The organism is Streptomyces panaciradicis (assembly GCF_023516615.1).
GTDB classification, from domain to species: domain Bacteria; phylum Actinomycetota; class Actinomycetes; order Streptomycetales; family Streptomycetaceae; genus Streptomyces; species Streptomyces panaciradicis.
The window spans coordinates 87,858-105,297 of record NZ_JAMGBF010000060.1; the positions used below are offsets into that span (position 1 = coordinate 87,858).

A 17,440-nucleotide genomic window follows, 5' to 3' on the forward strand; every position below is an offset into this window, starting at 1 on the left:
GAATCCATCTGCCTGAGCCCAACCGGATTCCATGGAAGATGATTCCTGGGAATCTACTGGAGGTTTCTGTGAGCCGTGTCACCCCGGTCTTCGTCGACCTCGTCCGCGTCGAGACCCGCCTCTACAACGCGGTGAGCGCCCGGCTGCGCGCCGAACAAGGTTTGGGGCTGGGGCAGTTCGAGATGCTGGACATCATCGACCGGGTGCCGGGGTGCCGCGTGCTCGACATCGTCAACGAGCTGGCGATCACCGTGGGAGCCGTCAGCAAGGCGGTCGACCGGCTGGAGGCCGCGGGCTGGTGCCTGCGGGTCGCCCATCCTCAGGACCGCCGTTCGTCCGTCCTCCGGCTCACCCCCGAGGGCGAGAAGCAGCTGGCCGCTTCCCGTCCCGCCGTCGAAGGCCAACTCCGATCGCTGACCGCGTCGGTTCCCGCCGACGACCTGGCCCGCATCGCCTCAACCCTGGCCGCGCTGCGCGCAACCCTCGAAGCAGGCGCCGACCGCCAGCCGGGCTGAGGGTTCACTGCCCGCCCGTGGCATCCGATCCGCTCAGAGGTCGAGGACGACTTCGCTGATGGGTTCGCTGCAGCACACGAGGACGGTGTCGGGCTCGGGGAGTTCGAGGGGTGGGGTGGTGTAGGTGATGTCACCTGCGACCAGGGGGGTGACGCAGGTGTGGCACACGCCCGTGCGGCAGGACCAGCGGGTGGGGATGTCGCAGGCTTCGGCAAGGTCGAGGAGTGACGCGTGGGCGGGGGACCACGGGGTGGTGATGCCGCTGCGGGCGAAGGTGATGAGCGGGCCGGTGCCCGGCTGCCCGGGTGGTTGGTGCGGACGGACGACGGCTGTGCCTGTGACGCCGGGATTGATGGCCGGCAGGGCGCTGAACTGCTCCGTATGGATCCGCTCGGGGCTCAGGCCGTGCTCGCGCAGGATGCCGCCGAGGTCGTCCATGAACGCGTTCGGCCCGCAGAGGTAGGCGACAGCGTCGGTGGGAATACCCATCGCCGCGAGCGACGGGGTGGTCGGACGGCCCTGGGTGATGTGCGGCTCGTCGGGATGTGGGGCTTCGGAGGTGTAGTAGACGTACTCGCGGGCGTCGGGGAGTTGCGCCAGGAGAGCATGGGCCTCTTCCGCGAAGGCGTGGTGGGCGCGGTCGTGGGCGGTGTGAATCCACCAGACGGGGCGTGGGTCTCGTGCGTCGGCGAGTCGATGGAGCATGGCGAGCAGGGGAGTGACGCCGATCCCCGCGGATACGAGGACTACCGGGCGGGCGTCTCCTTCGAGGACGAACGTCCCGCGAGGACTGGCGACGTCCACGAGGTCGTCGGGGTGAAGCGCGGCATGGATGTAGCTGCTGACTGCGCCGTGAGGTTCGTGCTTGACGCTGATGCGGTACGTGGTGGCCGTGGGCGCGGAGGACAACGAGTAGCTGCGTACCGCGGGGGCGGCATCGCCGACGGTGAGGCGGAGGGAGAGGTACTGGCCGGGGCGCGCCTCGGGCAGCGGTGTGCCGTCGATGCCTTCGAGGTAGACCGACGAGACGTCGGGGGTTTCGGGGACGATGCGGGCGACGCGCAGGGTCTTGAATCCCGGCCACCCTGGCACTTCCCCGGCCTGCTGGGTGCCGGCCCGGTCGCCGGGCAAGCCCGGTTCCTGTGTGGGCTGGTGGGCGGCGGTGAGTTCGCGGAAGGACTGTTGCCAGCCCGGGCTGAGGGCGGGGATGTTCAGTGCCTTGCGCAATATCGCGGGATCGCGGTCGGGGAGGTAGAGCAGTGCGTCGGTGTCGGCGACGCTGAGTTCTTCGGGGCCCTTGCGGATCAGAGTGATCTCATCGCCGGCCTGTACGTGTCCTTCGGTGAGGACGCGCAGGTAGAAGCCGGGACGATGGTGGGCGACCAGCAGGGAGGCCATGGTGGGCTCGCCCAGGCGCATACCGACGCGGTAGCAGGTGACGCGGGGCTGGGTGACTTCGAATTCGGCTTCGCCGATTCGGTACCGGTCCCCGATGCATACTTCGTCGTCGGGGAGGCCGTCGACGGTGAAGTTCTCCCCGAACATCCCGTGGGTCAGGTCGTCGCGGCCCAGGTGCTTCTGCCAGTACTGGTAGGACTGCGACTGGTAGACGAGGACGGCACGGATGTCGCCGCCGTGCCCGGCCAGATCTCCTTGGCCGTCTCCGTCGACGTTCAGCCGCCGCACCATCCGCGGGCCGTGCACGGGTGACTTCCAGGCTCCGGTGTGGACGGTCCTGCCCTGCCAGGAGACGTCCTTGGGCACTCCTACGTTGACGGACAGCAGCATGGCCATTGCGGACCTCCTGCGGGGTGGCCGGCCGGGGACAGCCCCTCATGGCGCTGTGAACTGTGCGCTCTGACCGATCCTAGTTCGCGCGCCGGGGCGGCGCCGCGCTGTATCCCACGGCGCTGCGGCCGTCCCCGGGAGTCCCGCAGGTCCGGATGTGCCGCCGACGTGGCACATCCGCGCGCTGCCCGATCGCGGACACTGGCCTACCGTGGATGGGGAGATGCGGCGCCCGGCCCCGCCGGCCGCGTCGGCCATCGGCCCGCCAAGGGCCTGCGAGGAGGAAAGAAGGCGATCCACACAGTGGCATCGCGATCTCGCACCGGACAACCGGTGAGTAGTCAGTGGGAGTTCGGCCCCAACGCATGGGTCGTGGACGAGCAGCACAGGCGCTTCCTGCGGGACCCCGACTCGGTCGACCTTGAGTGGCGCAACCTGTTCTCCACCGCGCCCGGAGCGGCTGAAACGGCGCGTGACGGGACGACCGCCATGAGCGACGAGACGGAGCAGGCCGCGGTCAAGGCGGTCCGAGTCGCGGCCCTCATCCACGCCTACCGTGTACGCGGTCATCTGATGGCCGACATCGATCCCCTGGGGGACGGGCACCAGGCGACGGCGCCCGAACTCGACATCGCCGCGTTCAAGCTCGGCGCGGAGGATCTGCCGCGGACGTTCGTCGTCGACGACTTCGCCGGGCGCGACACCATGACGCTCGACGAGGTCCTGCGGGCCCTGAGACAGGCCTACTGCGGGACCATCGGCATCCAGTACATGCACATCCAGAGTTCCGACGAACGGTGTTGGCTCCAGGAGCGGATGGAAGGCCCCCTCCCGCACACGGACCGAGCCGAGCAACTGCAGATCCTGTACCGGCTCGGCGCCGCGGAGGCGTTCGAGAGGTTCCTGCACACCAAGTACGTGGGCCAGAAGCGCTATTCGCTCGAAGGCGGCGAATCGGCGATCGTCCTGCTGGACGTCCTGCTCCACCGCTGCATCCGCAACGGCATGCGGGAGGCCGTCATCGGCATGGCGCACCGCGGCCGGCTCAACGTGCTGGCCAACATCGTCGGCAAGTCCTACGGCGAGATCTTCCACGAGTTCGAGGACACTGAGGACGTCGACTCGGTCCAGGGATCCGGCGACGTGAAGTACCACCTCGGCGCCGCGGGAACCTATCGGGCCCTCAACGGCAGCACCATCAGCGTCTCCGTCGTCGCCAACCCCTCCCATCTGGAGGTCGTCGGGCCGGTGACCCAGGGCGTCGTCCGCGCCAAGCAGGAGGTGATCGCCGACGGCGACGGCATCTCCGGTGTGCTCCCCGTCCTCGTCCACGGTGATGCCGCCTTCGCCGGTCAGGGTGTGGTCAGCGAGACGCTCAACATGTCGTTGCTGCCGGGCTACCACACCGGCGGAACGGTCCACATCGTCATCAATAACCAGCTCGGCTTCACCACGGCCCCCGCCCACGGCCGGTCCAGCGTGTACGCCACGGACGTGGCGCGCGGCATCGAGGCACCGGTCCTCCACGTGAACGGCGACGACCCCGAGGCCGTCGTGCGCGCCGCACGGCTGGCGTTCGACTACCGCCAGGCCTTCCTCAAGGACGTTGTCATCGACCTCGTCTGCTACCGGCGCCACGGCCACAGCGAGGTCGACGACCCCTCCATCACCCAGCCGGCCATGTACGACCGCATCGACGCCCGCCCCTCCGTACGCGCGCTGTACGCGGATGCGCTGCTGCACCGGGGAGACGTGAGCGCACGGCAGGTGGAAGGCGCCCTGCAGGACTTCCGCGGACGCCTCGACCGTGCCTTCGCCGAGACGCACGTCCCGCCCGGCCCCTCTGTCGGGCAGGACGCCGACGCCATCGACGAAGGATCGGCCTCCGAGGTCGACACCGCGATCACGGAGGAGACGGCCCGCCGCGTCATGGCCACCCAGACCGAGCTTCCACCCGGCTTCACCGTGCACCCCCGCGTGCTGCCGCAGCTCAACAGGCGCGCCACCGCACTCGACGGCGGAGCCGTCGACTGGGCCGCCGCGGAGACGCTCGCCTTCGGCTCCCTGCTCCTGGACGGGATCCCCGTCCGGCTGACCGGGCAGGACTCCCGCCGCGGCGCGTTCGGGCAACGGCACGCCGTTCTCACCGACCGGCACAACGGCACGGAGCACACACCGCTCAATTCCCTCGGTACCCAGGCGCAATTCACGCCGTACGACTCCTCCCTGTCCGAACTGGCGGCACTCGGCTTCGAGTACGGCTACGCGCTCGCCCGGCCGGACGCCCTGGTGCTTTGGGAGGCCCAGTTCGGCGACTTCGCGGACGAGGCCCAGACCGTCATCGACGAGTACATCGCGTCGTCCGAGCAGAAGTGGGGGCAGCGCTGCGGCGTCACCCTGCTGCTGCCGCACGGCCTGGAGGGGCAGGGCCCGGACCACTCCTCGGCCCGCATCGAACGCTTCCTCCAGCTGTGCGCCCAGGAGAACATGAGCGTCGCCATGCCCTCCACGCCGGCCAACTACTTCCACCTGCTCCGCCGGCAGGCACTCGGGGCGCCGCAGTGGAGGAGGCCGTTGGTCGTCTTCACCCCCAAGTCGATGCTGCGTCTGAAGACCGCCACCTCCACGCCGGCGGACCTCACCGCGCACGGCTTCCGCGCGGTCCTCCCGCATGAGCCGGCGGACACGGGCAGGGTCTGGCGCGTCCTGATCTGCTCGGGCAAGATCTTCTACGACCTGGACGGCTACCGGCGCGCCCACGACGCGACCGACACGGCGATCGTCCGCGTGGAGCGCCTCTACCCCTTCCCGGAGCGTGAACTCGGCAAGGAGCTGGCCCGGTTCCCCGCCGACGCCGAGGTGCGCTGGGTGCAGGAGGAGGCGGAGAACCAGGGTCCGTGGCTGTTCGTCGCCCCCTACGTGCAGCGCCTTGCGGGCCGGGCCGTGACATGCGTCAGCCGGCCGGCGGCGTCGGCACCTGCCGTGGGCTCCTCCCACCGGCACGCCGAGGAACAGAGGAGCCTGGTGGCAGCGGCCTTCCGCTGAGCAGCCGTCTGAGGGACGCGACGTGCGCACCGCCTCACAGTTCCGCCGCACCATTTCGACGACCCAACCGTGGAGCAAAGATCAACAGCGATACGTATCCGACCCTGGCCGACGTGGTCGCCGATCGGCTGGACGTTGTCTTCGTCGGGATCAATCCGGGCCTGGCATCGGCTGTTCGGGGGCACAGCTTCTCCACCCCGGGCAACAGGATGTGGCCGGCCCTGCACCGTTCGGGCTTCACGCCGTACCGGTTCCGGCCCGAGCAGGAGCGTGACCTGCTCGGGCTGGGTCTGGGCATCACGAGCATCGTCCGAAGGCCTACGGCGCGCGCGGCGGAGCTCATGCCCGACGAGTACCTCCAGGGAGGAGAGGACCTCGTACGGCGCATGGAAGCCCTGCGCCCGACGTGGCTGGCATTCCTGGGCGTCACCGGGTACCGCGCGGCGTTCGGGGCCGTCGACGCGGGCGTGGGCGCGCAGCCGGTGAGCATCGGCGGCGCCCGCGTGTGGGTCCTGCCGAACCCCAGCGGCCTTAACGCGCACTACCCGCCGACGGCGCTCGCCGTGGAGTTCGCCAGGCTCAGGGTCGCCGCCGGTCTGCCCGACCGTTCGGGCCTGATCGGCGACGGCCCGTTCGGTCAGCCGGCCCCTGCAGTTCGCTGAGCGTACGGATCGTGCCGGTGTGGTCGGGCAGGGCGAAGTCCGGGAAGACCCCGCCCAGAACGATGTCGGACCGCATGGCGAAAGCCACCTCTCTTCGTCGGCGCAAGGTCCGCCGCACGGGGCGGGCCCCGGCGCGTCAGGCAGGGACCCGCCCCTTGACCTCGCTGGCGCGGGCGACTTGGTGGTGCAGGTCGGTGAGCGCGGCGACGTAGATCTCCGAGAACGTCGGGAACGGCTGAATGGTGTCCCGCAGCACCTCCAGCGGGACGTGGGCACGGACGGCCAGGGTCGCCTGCTGCAGCCACTCTCCCGCCTCCGGTCCCAGCGCGTAGGCGCCGGTGACCGTCGAGCCGTCGCTGAGCAGGTTCAGGAAACCCATGGCATCGGCGTAGGCGCGGCTGTAGGCGGCGGTCTTGGCGACCTCGGAGATGGGCACCGTGGCGCTGAAGCGTGCCTCGGCGGCGCCCACGGCCGCCGCCTGCGGGTCGGTGTAGACCACGCGGGGCACGGCGGTGTAGTCGGCGGCGCGGGGATTGCCGAGGATGTTGTCGGCGACGACCTCGCCCTGGTACTTGCCGACATGGGTGAGCATCCACAGACCGGTGGCGTCGCCGACGACCCAGAGGCGTTCGGCGGCGCGAAGCCGGCTGTCCACCGGGATACCTCGGTCGGTGGCGCTCACGCCGACCGTGTCGAGGCCCAGGTCGTGTGTCCGTGGGCGGCGCCCGGTGGCCACGAGCAGTTTGTCGCCGCGCAGTTCCCGCCCGTCGTCGAGGACCAGGACGTACTCCTCGTTCTCGCGCCGGGCGGCGACGGTGCGCGGGCCCAGGACGAGTTCGACGCCGTCACGCCGCAGTGCCTCGCCGAGCGCCCGGCCCAGCGGCTCGGGCTCGCGCGGCAGTACGTGGTCGGCGTGGCCGGTGAGCACGACCTCGCCGCCCAGACGCCGTACCGCCTGGCCCATCTCGACGCCGACGGGCCCGGAGCCAAGGACGAGCAGCCGCCGCGGGACCGCCTTCATGCCGGTCACCTCGCGGTTGGTCCAGATGCCATCCAGCTCGCGCAGGCCCGGGACGGGAGGCACGACCGCTGAGGCCCCGGTGGCCAGCACGACGTGGTCGGCGGTGTAGCGGGTACCGGCCACCTCCACCGCTCCCGGTCCGGCGAGCCGGCCCGAACCCCGCAGCAGATCGATGCCGTTGGCGGCGAGCCAGCGCTCCTGGCCTGCGTCGGAGTAGTCGGACACCATGAAGTTCCGCCACGCCAGGGCCTGTTCGACATCCACCTCCGCGGTCGCTGCGGCCTCGCGCGCCCCCTGGACGGCCTCACCCGGGCGCAGCAGGGTCTTGGACGGGATGCACGCGAAGTACGAGCACTCCCCGCCGACCAGCTCCCTTTCCACGAGCGCCACGCGCAGCCCGCCGTCCGCGAGGGCGCCCGCGCAGTGTTCGCCGGGTGAGCCGCCGCCGATGACGATGACGTCGTAGTCGTGCTTCATCCGTCCCTCTCCCGTCGCCCGTGCCCGGTCACCATGTCTGGTCACCGGCGCGCACCAGCATTTCGTTGACCGCCACCCGTCGTTCACGGATGACGACGTGGCCGATCGCGTCCGCAAGGTCCTCGGTCCGCATCGGCTCGCCGCTGATCTGTCGCGGGGCGGCGTCGCCGAGGTGCTCCACCCGCTCCGTCTGCACGGTGCCGGGCTCGACCACAACGACGCGGACGTACTCGCCCACGAACTCCTGGCGCAGCGCCTCCGTGAAGCCGTTGAGGCCGAACTCGGTCAGGTTGCACACACTGCTCGACGCACGGGCGACCCGGCTGGCCGGCGAGCCGGCGTTCACGACGTTGGACACCTGCCGCGGGGACGTCGCGGCGGCGTCGATGAGGTCGGGGACCGCGGCGTGCGTGCGTGGGGGCCGGCCGGCGAGGTGCTCACGTCGGCAGTTCGGTGCCGGCCTGCTCGCTCACCATGTACCGCGCGTACCACTCCGGCCAGTCCGGGTCCTCCGCGCCGGTGCGTGCCTCATGCTCGCCGTGTGCGGCCGCCGCCCGGCGCAGGGCGCCGGCGAGGTCGGACGCCGAGGCGAAGGCGGTCGTCGCCGGGTCCAGGCGGCCCGGAAGCCGGGAGGTGATCTCCTGCAGCACCCAGCCGTTGCCGTCCGGGTCGTCGAACGACAGGAACGAACCGTAGCTGCTGCGCTTCGGGTCGGGCCCCGGCACCCGGGCGTCGGTCCCGGCGCGGTGGAAGACGCCCCCCGCGTCGTGGAACACGTCACCGGGGTCCGCGCCGCGCCGCTTGAGCTCGTCGTGGGCGGCTCCGATGTCGTCGACGATCAGGTGCAGGCCCTGAGCGGAGCCCGGTGCCTGCGACGAGACCGAGGTGCCGAAGATGACCGATGCCGGGGAACCCGGCGGGGTCATCTGCACCACCCGGAAGTCCTCGCCCGTGGCGACGTCGGCGTCGAGCCGCCAGCCCAATGCCGAGTAGAAGTCCTTGGCCCGGTCCACGTCCGACACCGGCACCACGACGACCTCGAGCTTCATGTCCATGGTTCATGCCTCCGCACTGGGACGAAAAGCCGACGTGACGAGGGTCCTCCGGGTGGCAGGTGTTTCGCGCCAGGGATTCTCACTGGTCGCACTGCTACTTCAGCAGCACCAGCAGACGCTCCGCGAGGACCGCGGCCGAGGCCGGGTTCTGCCCGGTGATGAGGGTGCGGTCCTCCACCATGTACGGCTTCCAGATCTCGCCGCGGCTGAACTCGACACCGATCTTGTCCTTGAGTTCGGTCTCCAGCAGCCAGGGCGCCCTGGAGGCCAGTCCGACGGCTTCCTCCTCCTCGTCGGTGAAGCAGGTCATCCGGTAGCCGGTGAACGGCGACCTGCCGTGGATCCGGGTGGACAGGACGGAGGCGGGGCCGTGGCAGACGATCGCCAGCGGCTTGCCCGAGGCGAGCTGCGCCGTCAGGATCCGGCCGACGTCGGCGTCCAGCCACAGGTCGGACATCGGGCCGTGGCCGCCGGGGAGGTACACGGCGTCGTAGTCCTCGAGGCGGACGTCGGACAGCTGCAGCGGCCGGCGCATCACCTCGGCGGAACGGATGATCTCCTCCAGTTCCAGCGCGCCCTGCTCACCGCCCGCCATGGAGGGACGCAGGCTCATCATGTCGACGTTTGGTGTCACACCGTTCGGGGTGGCGACCACGACCTCGTGCCCTGCCTCGGTGATCGCCTTGTACGGCGCCGCGAACTCCTCGGCCCAATAGCCGGTCGCGTACCTGGTGCCGTCCTTCAGGACCCAGTACGTCGCTCCGGACACCACGAAAAGCACCTTCGCCATCACGACCACTCCTGTCGTTCGGGACCGGGCCCCGTGCCGTGCGCGCGGAACCGCTCGTCCCCCTCACGATTCCGCGTGAGGTCGGCCGGTCGCACCGGTGGGATCCACTGGTCCTCACGGGCCCGCGTGGCCCCGCGCGACTCGATCCGTGCCGGGGCACCCTCACATCCGGACACGATCAACCGACTCGCACCGGTTCGTACTTAGGCTGCGGATCATGCAACTCTCCCGGGCGACCCGCCCCTCACCTCCCGCTTCCGACAGCACGGCACGTCCGCTCCTCGGCCCGACCTGGTTCGCCGCGGTGATGGGCACGGGCATCGTGGCCAACGCCGCCGCGACGCTGCCGCGGACCTTTCCCGGGCTGCGGACGGCCGCCACGGTGGTCTGGGCGGGGGCCGGGGTCCTGCTCGTCGTGCTGGTGGCGCGCTACCTGCGGCAGCGGGCGATCCGCTCCCACGCGGCCGACCCGGTGACGGTCCAGTTCCTCGGTGCACCGCCGATGGGACTGCTCACGGTCGGCGCCGGTGCGCTCCTGCTGGGCAAGGACATGATCGGACTCGACGCGGCGGTGAGCGTGGACTGGGTGCTGTGGCTGACCGGGACCGCGCTCGGCCTGGTCACGGCCTGCATGGTGCCGTACCTTATGGTCACGCGGCATCGCTTCGCTCCGGACGCGGCGTTCGGCGGCTGGCTGATGCCGGTGGTGCCGCCGATGGTCTCCGCCGCGACGGGCGCGCTGCTGGTTCCCCACGCTCCCGCCGGGCAGCCGCGCCTCGCCCTCCTGCTGGGCTGCTACGCGATGCTCGGCCTCGGCCTGGTCGCGACGCTGCTGGTCCTGGCCATGATCTACGGCCGCCTCGTGCACCACGAAGCGCCCACCGGAACCACGGTGCCCACCGTGTGGATCGGCCTGGGCGCGCTGGCTCAGTCGGTCACGACGCTCGGCGCGCTGGCGTCGGCGGCGCCGGGCGTGCTGCCCGCGCCTTACGCCCGGGGTGCCGCGGTGCTCGCCCTGCTGGGAGGCATCGCGGTGTGGGGATTCGCCATGCTCTGGCTGGCCCTGGCCACGGGGCTGACGGTCCGCACGATCAGGGCCGGCCTGCCCTTCGCGCCGACTTGGTGGTCCTTCATCTTCCCGGTGGGTGCCTGCGTGACGGCCACCGGCGCCCTCGCCACCCGCACCGGCTCCACGCCGCTCGACTGGGCAACCGTAGTGCTGTACAGCGCACTTGTGCTCGCATGGCTGGTGGTGGCGGGCCGCTCCTTGCGACACGTCACCAGGCACATGCGCCGTCCGGTCCGTCACGCTGTGGACTGAGCGGAAGGCAGGGCCGTCCCGAAGTGCAGATTGGCGCGCCTGTGGGTGCGGGCCATCGCCACGGCGTGGCGGCCTACGACGCCGAAGTTCCCGCGGTCTGCGGCTCCTTCGAGGCCAGGCCCGTCGTGCGGAACCGGCTGCGGAAGACGCCCGGCGTGACGCCCAGATGGCGTACGAACGCGCGGCGCAGGGACTCCGCCGAGCCGAAGCCCGTACGGCGGGCCACCACCGCCATCGGATCGTCGCCCGTCTCCAGCAGGATCTGGGCGGCCTCCACCCGGACCTGCTCCACGTACCTGGCGGGCGTCGTTCCCACTTCCTCGTGGAAGAGCCGGGCCAGGTGGCGGACGCTGACTCCCGCGCGCCGAGCCATCGCGGACAGGCTGTGGTTGGCGCCCGGGTCCTCGGCCACCGTGTCCAGGATGCGACGCAGCAACTCTTGGCGCGAGTAAGGGATTTGGGAGCGGACGCTGAACTGGGACTGGCCGCCGGGCCGTTGCATGAAGACGACCATGTCCTTGGCGACCGAGCGAGCGACCTCCGCGCCGTAGTGCTCCTCCACCAGCGCAAGGGACAGATCGATGCCGGCGCTCACTCCGGCCGAGGTCATCATCGTGCCGTCGCGTACGAAGACGGCGTCCGGTTCGACCCGCACCGAAGGGAAGCGCAGGGCCAGTTGGCGGGTGAAGCGCCAGTGCGTCGTGGCGCGGCGGCCGTGGAGGAGCCCGGCCGCGGCCAGCAGCAGCGCCCCGGTGCACACGGACGCCGTACGGCCCGCCGTCGCGTCGAGCCGCCGGACCACGTCCAGCAGCGCGTCGTCCTTGATCAGCGTCTCCCATTCCGGGCCACCGGGGATCACCAGCACGTCGGAGGGCTCGTGGACCTCGTCGGCGGCGCGGTCGGCGCTGAGGCGCGTGCCGGCCGAGGTGATCACGTCGGCTCCGTCCTCGGACACGATCTGCACGCGGTAGCGACCGCCGAACTCGTTCGTCGAGGTGAACACCTCGATGGGTCCGGTCACATCGAGCAGGCGCACCCCGGGAAAGACGAGCACGGTGACGGTCAGCGGGCTCATCCCGGGACGGTTGCGGTTCATCGCGTACCTCCGGCGGGTGCGGGCGGGTGCCGTGGTGGGTCCGGCGCTCGGGCCGACCGTGACCGGTGCGCCCGACACGCCCGGCGCCTCACTCCCGCCATCCTTCGTCCCCGACCGGGGTTCGCGCCACGACTTGTTTGCTCCTTGCTGGGAGCCGCGGCCTCTCAGGCGGCCGGGCGACCGGTTGCTCGCTCAGTGGCCCGCGCTCCGGCCGCCGTCGACGCGCAGCGTCACCCCGGTCACGAACGAGGCGGTCTCCAGGTAGAGAACTGCCTCGACGACGTCCTCCACCTCGCCCATCCGCCCGAGCGGATGCCGACGCGCCAGTTCCGGGTCCTCCTCCGGGTGCATAGGCGTCCTGATGATGCCGAGCGCGACGGGGTTGCTGCGGATGCCGTGTGCCGCGTACTCGATGGCGAGGGACTTGGTGGCGGACTCGAGGCCGCCCTTGGTCAGGGCGGCGAGCACCGAGGGTTCGGCGGAACTGGCGTGTTCGGCCAGGCTGGTGGTGATCTGCACTACGTGTCCGCCGCCGTTACGGAGCATCTGCCCGACGGCGAGCTGGGTGATCCGGAAGAAGCCGGTGAGGTTGACGCCGACGATCGCCTCGTAGTCCTCCTGGGAGTACTCCGTGAACGGCTTGCCGATGAAGAGGCCCGCATTGTTGACCAGGATGTCGATGCGCCCGAACCGCTCGATGGTCTCGGCGGCGAGGCGCTCGGCCGTGGCGGGGTCGGCGATGTCGCCGCGGACGGTGAGGACGTCCGGGTCGTCGGAGTCAGGGATGGACCGGGAGGTGGCGACGACCCGGTGGCCGAGCTTGCGGTAGGCCTCCACCAGGCCCGCGCCGATGCCCTGTGACGCACCGGTGACGACGGCGACCTTCCTGCCGGACTCGTTCATGATCGGCTGCCTCCGTTGGGGTGGACGGTCGGGCGGCCACGGTCGTAGTGCGGGACGTGGGGCAGGACCGTGGCGGCGCCACGGTCGGCTCCCCGGCGGTCAGGTCCCGCGTTCGGTGCCACGTGGCCTGCTTCCACCCTCACGCCGCGGCCGGCACCTCGCGCCCGTGGAAGTCACTGGTCGTGGTGCGGAGGGGGGCACGCGCCATGAAGGAACGGGCGTCGGGAGCCGACCGGCGCAGGGGGCTCGCAGACGAGCCGGCGGCTGCGTTCGCGGTCCCGGGTCCGCTCCCTGGACGAGGGAAGGCCAGTGAGGATCACGGGCGCGAGCGTCAGCGTCGCCCCTCGATCCTGAGAGGAGGGCCGACGTCCCGCGCCACCGGCTCGCGGCGGACGGGGGCCCCGAAGGGAGGAGCAGTGAACGATCTCTCGGGAAGCACGGTCGTGGTCATCGGCGGCAGCTCGGGCATCGGCCTGGAAACGGCACGCCAGGCACGCGCGGCCGACGCGAAGCTCGTCGTCACCGGCCGCGACCCGGAGCGGCTCGACGCGGCGCGTGAGGAGCTCGGAGCATCCGCCACCACCCTCGACCTGGGCGACGCCCCGGGGCTGGGCCGCTTCTTCGGCGAGTTGCCCGCACCGGTCGACCACGTCCTGGTCGCGGGCGGCGGGCCGACGTACGCGACGATCGCCCAGATGGACTTCGAGCAGGTCCGCAGCGTGCTGGAGGAGCACCTCCTGGGGTCGCTGCGCGTCGCGCGGGAGTGCGCGACGCGGGTCGCTCCCGGCGGGTCGCTCACGTTCATCACCGGCACGCACGCCCGCCGTCCGGGCACGGGGCTGAGCGTCGCGGCCATCGCCGCCGCCGCGCTCCCCGCCATCACGGCGAACGCCGCGCTGGAGATCGCCCCGGTCCGGGTCAACGCGATCGCCGCGGGCTTCGTCGACACCCCGCTCTCCGCCCGACTGCTGGGCGACGCCCTTGAGGAGCGACGGCAGCAACTGCGCGCCACGCTGCCGATACGGCGCGTCGTCGGACCGGCGGACGTGGCCAGGCTGGCTCTGCACCTGATGACCAACACGGCCCTCACCGGGGCGACCTACGACGTCGACGGCGGCCAGCAGCTCATCCCCTGAACCCCTGCTCGGGCGCGGGCTCGTACCCGTTGCGGGGGAGGGCGTCGCGGAGCTGTCTCCGGGAGGTGATCGACAGCTTGGTGAAGATCTTCCGCAGGTGCCACTCGACGGTCCGTGGGCTGAGGAAGAGCCGGGAGCCGACTTCGGGGTTCGAGAAGCCGTCCCGCACGAGCAGTGCGATCTGCTTCTCCTGCGGCGTCAGCTCGTCCCCAGATGACGACTTCAGCCTGTGCTTGCGGATCGACTCGCCGCTGGCGAGGAGTTCACGGCGGGCGCGTTCGGCGAACGCCTCCATGCCGATTGCGGCGAACATCTTGTGCGCGGTCCGCAGATGCTCGCGTGCCTCCACACGCCGCCGCTCCCGGCGCAGCCACTCCCCGTACACGAGATGCGCCCGGGCGAGCTCGGGCCGCAGCTGCGTGCGGGCCAGCCGGTCAACTGCAATGCGGTAGAGGCCGTCGGCGGCGGTCCCCTCACTGACCAGGGCCCGGCTGCGGGCCAGGATGCCCTGTGCCCAATCCGTGTCGCACGGTTCCGACGCGTCCGTCAGCCGTTCCAGAGCTCCGCGGGCAGCCACCGCGTCGCCGACGCGTACGGCCGCCTCCACCAGCTCGGGCAGGACCCAGACAGAGACCCACAGCTCGGGGATGCCGGCGCTGGTCTGTGCGACGGTCAGGGCCTGCTCGTAGCGGGCGAGGCCGTTGTAGAGCACCGCGGCCGACCACTGGGCCACGGTGACGCCCATCAGCTGGCCGCTGGCGCCGGCCTCCTCGACCGTGGCCGCGATGAGCGGTTCGACCTCGGCGGTGTGGCCGCTCAGCGCGCCGAGGCGCAGCTTGACGTGCGGGACGAGGGGAACGCCGGTCGCCGCGGCGATGATGTCCGCCTCGTCCACGATGGCCTTGGCTGCCGTGAAGTCCCCGGTCCAGGTGGTCGCCATGCCCAGTGACGCCAGGCAGAACGGGAGCTCGGTGAGGGCACCGGCCGCGCGCACCACCTCGACCGTACGGCCGTACAGGGCGCGCATGGCCCGGTCGTCCCATACGGCCGCGCTGACGCCGTTGGCCACCCAGCCCCACTTCAGCAGGTCGTCCGGCGGCAGGGCCGCGAGCGCGTCGGCTGCACGCCTGAGGACGGGTACGGCGGCGGCGCGGCCCTCGGTGACCAGCAGCGCGTAGCCCTCGGTCACGAGATCGAGGGCGCGGGGTGTGGCCGACGGCGGCGCGAGCCCCCTCATGGCCTGGGAGATCGCCGCGAGGCTGTCGCCGTCGGCGGCGACCAGGGCAGAGGTACCCCAGGCGAGCAGGTAGGTCTCGCGGGCGAGGTTCGCGTCGAACCGCTCCAGTCGCCGGGCGGCGGTCAGCAGCAACGGGGGCGCCTCGCGGTTGAGGCCGGCCGCGAAGATGATGTGGCTGCGGACCAGGTTCGCCCGCACGCGCTGGAAGTCGCTCTGGGCGTTCTGGTCGGCCACGTCGACGAAGCGGCGGGCGGCGTCGAGGTCGCCGGCCCGGAGGCTGGCGTCAGCGGCCGCGACCGCCCGGTCGGCGCGCCGAGAGGAGTCCACGGTCAGGACGACGGACCGCTGCAGGAACGCGGCCGCGGCGGCGAGCCCGCCCCGGGCCTGGGCGCGTCCCGCGGACCGTTCGAGCTCGGCGGCGACCGCCTCGTCCGGTCCGGCCGTCGCGGACGCCAGGTGCCAGGCACGGCGGTCGGGGTCCACACGCGGGTCCGTCGCCTCCGCCAGCGCCAGGTGGGCCGATCGGCGCTCGCTCTCCGTGGCCGACCGGCAAACGGCGGAGCGCACCAGCGGATGCCGGAAGGTCACGCTCACGTCAAACGACAGCAGTCCGTCCGTGCCGTCGGCGAGTGCTTCCTCGGGTGCCACGCCGAGCCGGCGGGCGGCCCGCCACACCAGTGCGGGGTCGCCGACGGGCTCGGCAGCGGCTACCAGCAGAAGCAGCCTGGTCTGTGCGGGGAAGTCCTCGATCCGGGGCAGGAAGCTCTGCTCGATCAGGCCTGGGAGCGTGTCGGTGTGCAGCAGACCCAAGCCGCCTGCCAGCTGGGTCACGGACAGGGCGCGGGGCAGCTCCAGCAGGGCGAGTGGATTGCCCTGGGTCTCCGCCACGAACCGGCTGCGAATGTCGTGGTCGAGACGGGTGTGCGTGGCGGATTCGAGCAGGGCGTGCGCGGCGGCGTCCCGCAGTCCGGTCACCTCCAGGTGGGGGAGTCCGAGCAGGTCCCGGGCCCGCTCGCGGGCGCCGAAGACGAGGGCGATCGACTCCGCGAGGAGGCGGCGGGCGACGAAGCCCAGGACCTGGGCCGAGGCGCGGTCCATCCAGTGGGCGTCGTCGACCAGGCAGAGCAGCGGGCGCTTCTGCGAGACCTCCGACAGCAGACTGAGCACAGCCATTCCCACCAGGAAGCGGTCGGGCGGCGGTCCCTCGCGTACCCCGAAGACGGTCTCCAGTGCCGTCCGCTGCGGATGGGGCAGGTGGGCCAGCCGGTCCACCAGCGGCACGCACAGTTGGTGCAGTGTCGCGAACGGCAGCTCCATCTCGGATTCGATGCCGACCGCGCGCAGCGTCCGCAGATCGCCAGGTGCGTCCATGAGATGTCCCAGCAGGGCCGACTTGCCGATGCCGGGTGGTCCATGGATCACGAGGGCGCGGCTTTCTCCCGTACGGACCGCGTCGAGAAGCCTGTCGAGGATGGCGCACTCGACCTGGCGCCCGAGCAGGCCGACCTTGTCCCCGCGTCCCGGTCTGCTCTCCGGTTCCACCACGGTTGCCCGCTTTCGCTGCGGTTGGTCCCCTGGTCTTCTTGCACGTTACAGGCGGGACAGGGTGGCCGGAACTCCGACCGCACAAAGACCGGCCGCAAGGGCGGACTCCGCCCCTCCGCTCGATATGTCCGTTTCTCCTGGGTAGCATTGTGTGGGTCGCGGGCCGCTAGGACGTTTCGCCGGCGGTCGATGCGACGTGGGTGCGACGGTGGAGGCAGCAGGCCAGCGGAGGAAGCTCCCCAGGCGGTTGGTGAGTGGGATGCCGCCGGAGGCCGCCCGTGCGTGGTGCACCTCATCCCACTCGAGCAAGTCCTCTTGATGGACGGTGGCTTCGACGGTCGGGGCCACCAACGGGTCCTCGGAGCTGAGCACATGACCCTGTGATGGGGGCCGTCGGCCCCGCCCGCCGCGACACGGCGTTGGGACGAACGTTGGGCTCCCCTCCCAGGGTGTGCCGGATGGCGTCTGTGAACTCGCCGGGCTACCGCCACCACGGCGGGACCCGCCACCGAAGATTTTGTGGGCATGCCCTGTGGGCGCCGGGGTAAGCGCCGTGTTGTCGGCCCGGGGCCAGAGGGGCGATGTGCGGATGCAAGGGGAGGGGGACGCCATGACGACAGTGACTGCGGCGACGACGGAGACCGTGGCCAGTTTGCCGGAGGTCGCCGAGCCCTCCCGCGTGGAGCCGAAGGACGCCCGGCAGCTGACGCGGTTGTTCCTTGACCGGCTGGCGGTGCTCGAGGAGGGCACGGCCGACTACCAGTACGCGCGCAACACGCTGATCGAGATGAACGCCTCCCTGGTGCGTTTCGCGGCAGGCCGGTTCCGCAGCCGCGGGCCGGAGGAGAT

The 17,440-nt window shown here is 71.3% G+C and carries 13 protein-coding genes and 1 pseudogene; 6 read left to right on the forward strand and 8 right to left on the reverse strand.

The genetic code is table 11. From position 1 onward, the window contains the following. Positions 1-68: 68 nt before the first annotated feature. Complete coding sequence (locus M8J74_RS21255) at positions 69-515, forward strand: MarR family winged helix-turn-helix transcriptional regulator (protein WP_249837952.1); 447 nt, start codon at positions 69-71, stop codon at positions 513-515. 33 nt (positions 516-548) lie between these two features. Here the strand turns inward: M8J74_RS21255 and M8J74_RS21260 are convergent, their stop codons facing one another. Further along, entirely contained in the window at positions 549-2,309 is a 1,761-nt protein-coding gene (locus tag M8J74_RS21260; RefSeq protein WP_249837953.1) for an MOSC and FAD-binding oxidoreductase domain-containing protein, read from the reverse strand. Positions 2,310-2,636: 327 nt separating this feature from the next. On the opposite strand from M8J74_RS21260, the gene M8J74_RS21265 reads away from it, so the two are divergent. Further along, entirely contained in the window at positions 2,637-5,348 is a 2,712-nt protein-coding gene (locus M8J74_RS21265) for a multifunctional oxoglutarate decarboxylase/oxoglutarate dehydrogenase thiamine pyrophosphate-binding subunit/dihydrolipoyllysine-residue succinyltransferase subunit (protein ID WP_308406080.1), read from the forward strand. Between the two features lie 104 nt (positions 5,349-5,452). After that, the gene (mug, locus tag M8J74_RS21270) at positions 5,453-6,010 is read left to right on the forward strand and encodes a G/U mismatch-specific DNA glycosylase (protein WP_249837966.1); all 558 of its coding nucleotides are present in this window, start codon (positions 5,453-5,455) and stop codon (positions 6,008-6,010) included. A 136-nt stretch (positions 6,011-6,146) separates the two neighbouring features. Here the strand turns inward: mug and M8J74_RS21275 are convergent, their stop codons facing one another. The 4 genes from M8J74_RS21275 to M8J74_RS21290 all read right to left on the reverse strand — a co-directional run bounded on the left by M8J74_RS21275 (position 6,147) and on the right by M8J74_RS21290 (position 9,353). Further along, the gene (locus M8J74_RS21275; protein ID WP_249837955.1) at positions 6,147-7,508 is read right to left on the reverse strand and encodes a dihydrolipoyl dehydrogenase family protein; all 1,362 of its coding nucleotides are present in this window, start codon (positions 7,506-7,508) and stop codon (positions 6,147-6,149) included. A 28-nt stretch (positions 7,509-7,536) separates the two neighbouring features. Further along, complete coding sequence (locus M8J74_RS21280; protein WP_308406081.1) at positions 7,537-7,866, reverse strand: SDR family NAD(P)-dependent oxidoreductase; 330 nt, start codon at positions 7,864-7,866, stop codon at positions 7,537-7,539. Between the two features lie 79 nt (positions 7,867-7,945). After that, the gene (locus M8J74_RS21285) at positions 7,946-8,563 is read right to left on the reverse strand and encodes a VOC family protein (RefSeq protein ID WP_058920671.1); all 618 of its coding nucleotides are present in this window, start codon (positions 8,561-8,563) and stop codon (positions 7,946-7,948) included. Positions 8,564-8,657: 94 nt separating this feature from the next. Further along, positions 8,658-9,353, reverse strand: a complete 696-nt coding sequence (locus tag M8J74_RS21290) for a type 1 glutamine amidotransferase domain-containing protein (protein ID WP_203237594.1) — start codon at positions 9,351-9,353, stop codon at positions 8,658-8,660. 217 nt (positions 9,354-9,570) lie between these two features. On the opposite strand from M8J74_RS21290, the gene M8J74_RS21295 reads away from it, so the two are divergent. Continuing rightward, positions 9,571-10,674, forward strand: a complete 1,104-nt coding sequence (locus M8J74_RS21295) for a TDT family transporter (RefSeq protein WP_249837957.1) — start codon at positions 9,571-9,573, stop codon at positions 10,672-10,674. A gap of 73 nt (positions 10,675-10,747) precedes the next feature. Here the strand turns inward: M8J74_RS21295 and M8J74_RS21300 are convergent, their stop codons facing one another. Together M8J74_RS21300 and M8J74_RS21305 are read right to left on the reverse strand one after the other, a co-directional pair. After that, positions 10,748-11,770, reverse strand: coding sequence for a GlxA family transcriptional regulator (locus tag M8J74_RS21300; protein ID WP_249837958.1), 1,023 nt, complete (start codon positions 11,768-11,770; stop codon positions 10,748-10,750). A gap of 192 nt (positions 11,771-11,962) precedes the next feature. After that, complete coding sequence (locus M8J74_RS21305; RefSeq protein ID WP_249837959.1) at positions 11,963-12,673, reverse strand: SDR family NAD(P)-dependent oxidoreductase; 711 nt, start codon at positions 12,671-12,673, stop codon at positions 11,963-11,965. Between the two features lie 416 nt (positions 12,674-13,089). Between M8J74_RS21305 and M8J74_RS21310 the strand changes: the two genes are divergently transcribed. After that, positions 13,090-13,809, forward strand: a complete 720-nt coding sequence (locus M8J74_RS21310; RefSeq protein WP_249837960.1) for an SDR family oxidoreductase — start codon at positions 13,090-13,092, stop codon at positions 13,807-13,809. On the opposite strand, the gene M8J74_RS21315 is transcribed toward M8J74_RS21310, so the two are convergent. Further along, positions 13,799-16,591, reverse strand: coding sequence for a helix-turn-helix transcriptional regulator (locus M8J74_RS21315; protein WP_249837961.1), 2,793 nt, complete (start codon positions 16,589-16,591; stop codon positions 13,799-13,801). The genes M8J74_RS21310 and M8J74_RS21315 overlap by 11 nt on opposite strands. A 610-nt stretch (positions 16,592-17,201) precedes the next feature. On the opposite strand from M8J74_RS21315, the pseudogene M8J74_RS21320 reads away from it, so the two are divergent. Then, positions 17,202-17,440 (forward strand): annotated as a pseudogene (locus M8J74_RS21320) (RNA polymerase sigma factor SigF); the annotation flags it as partial.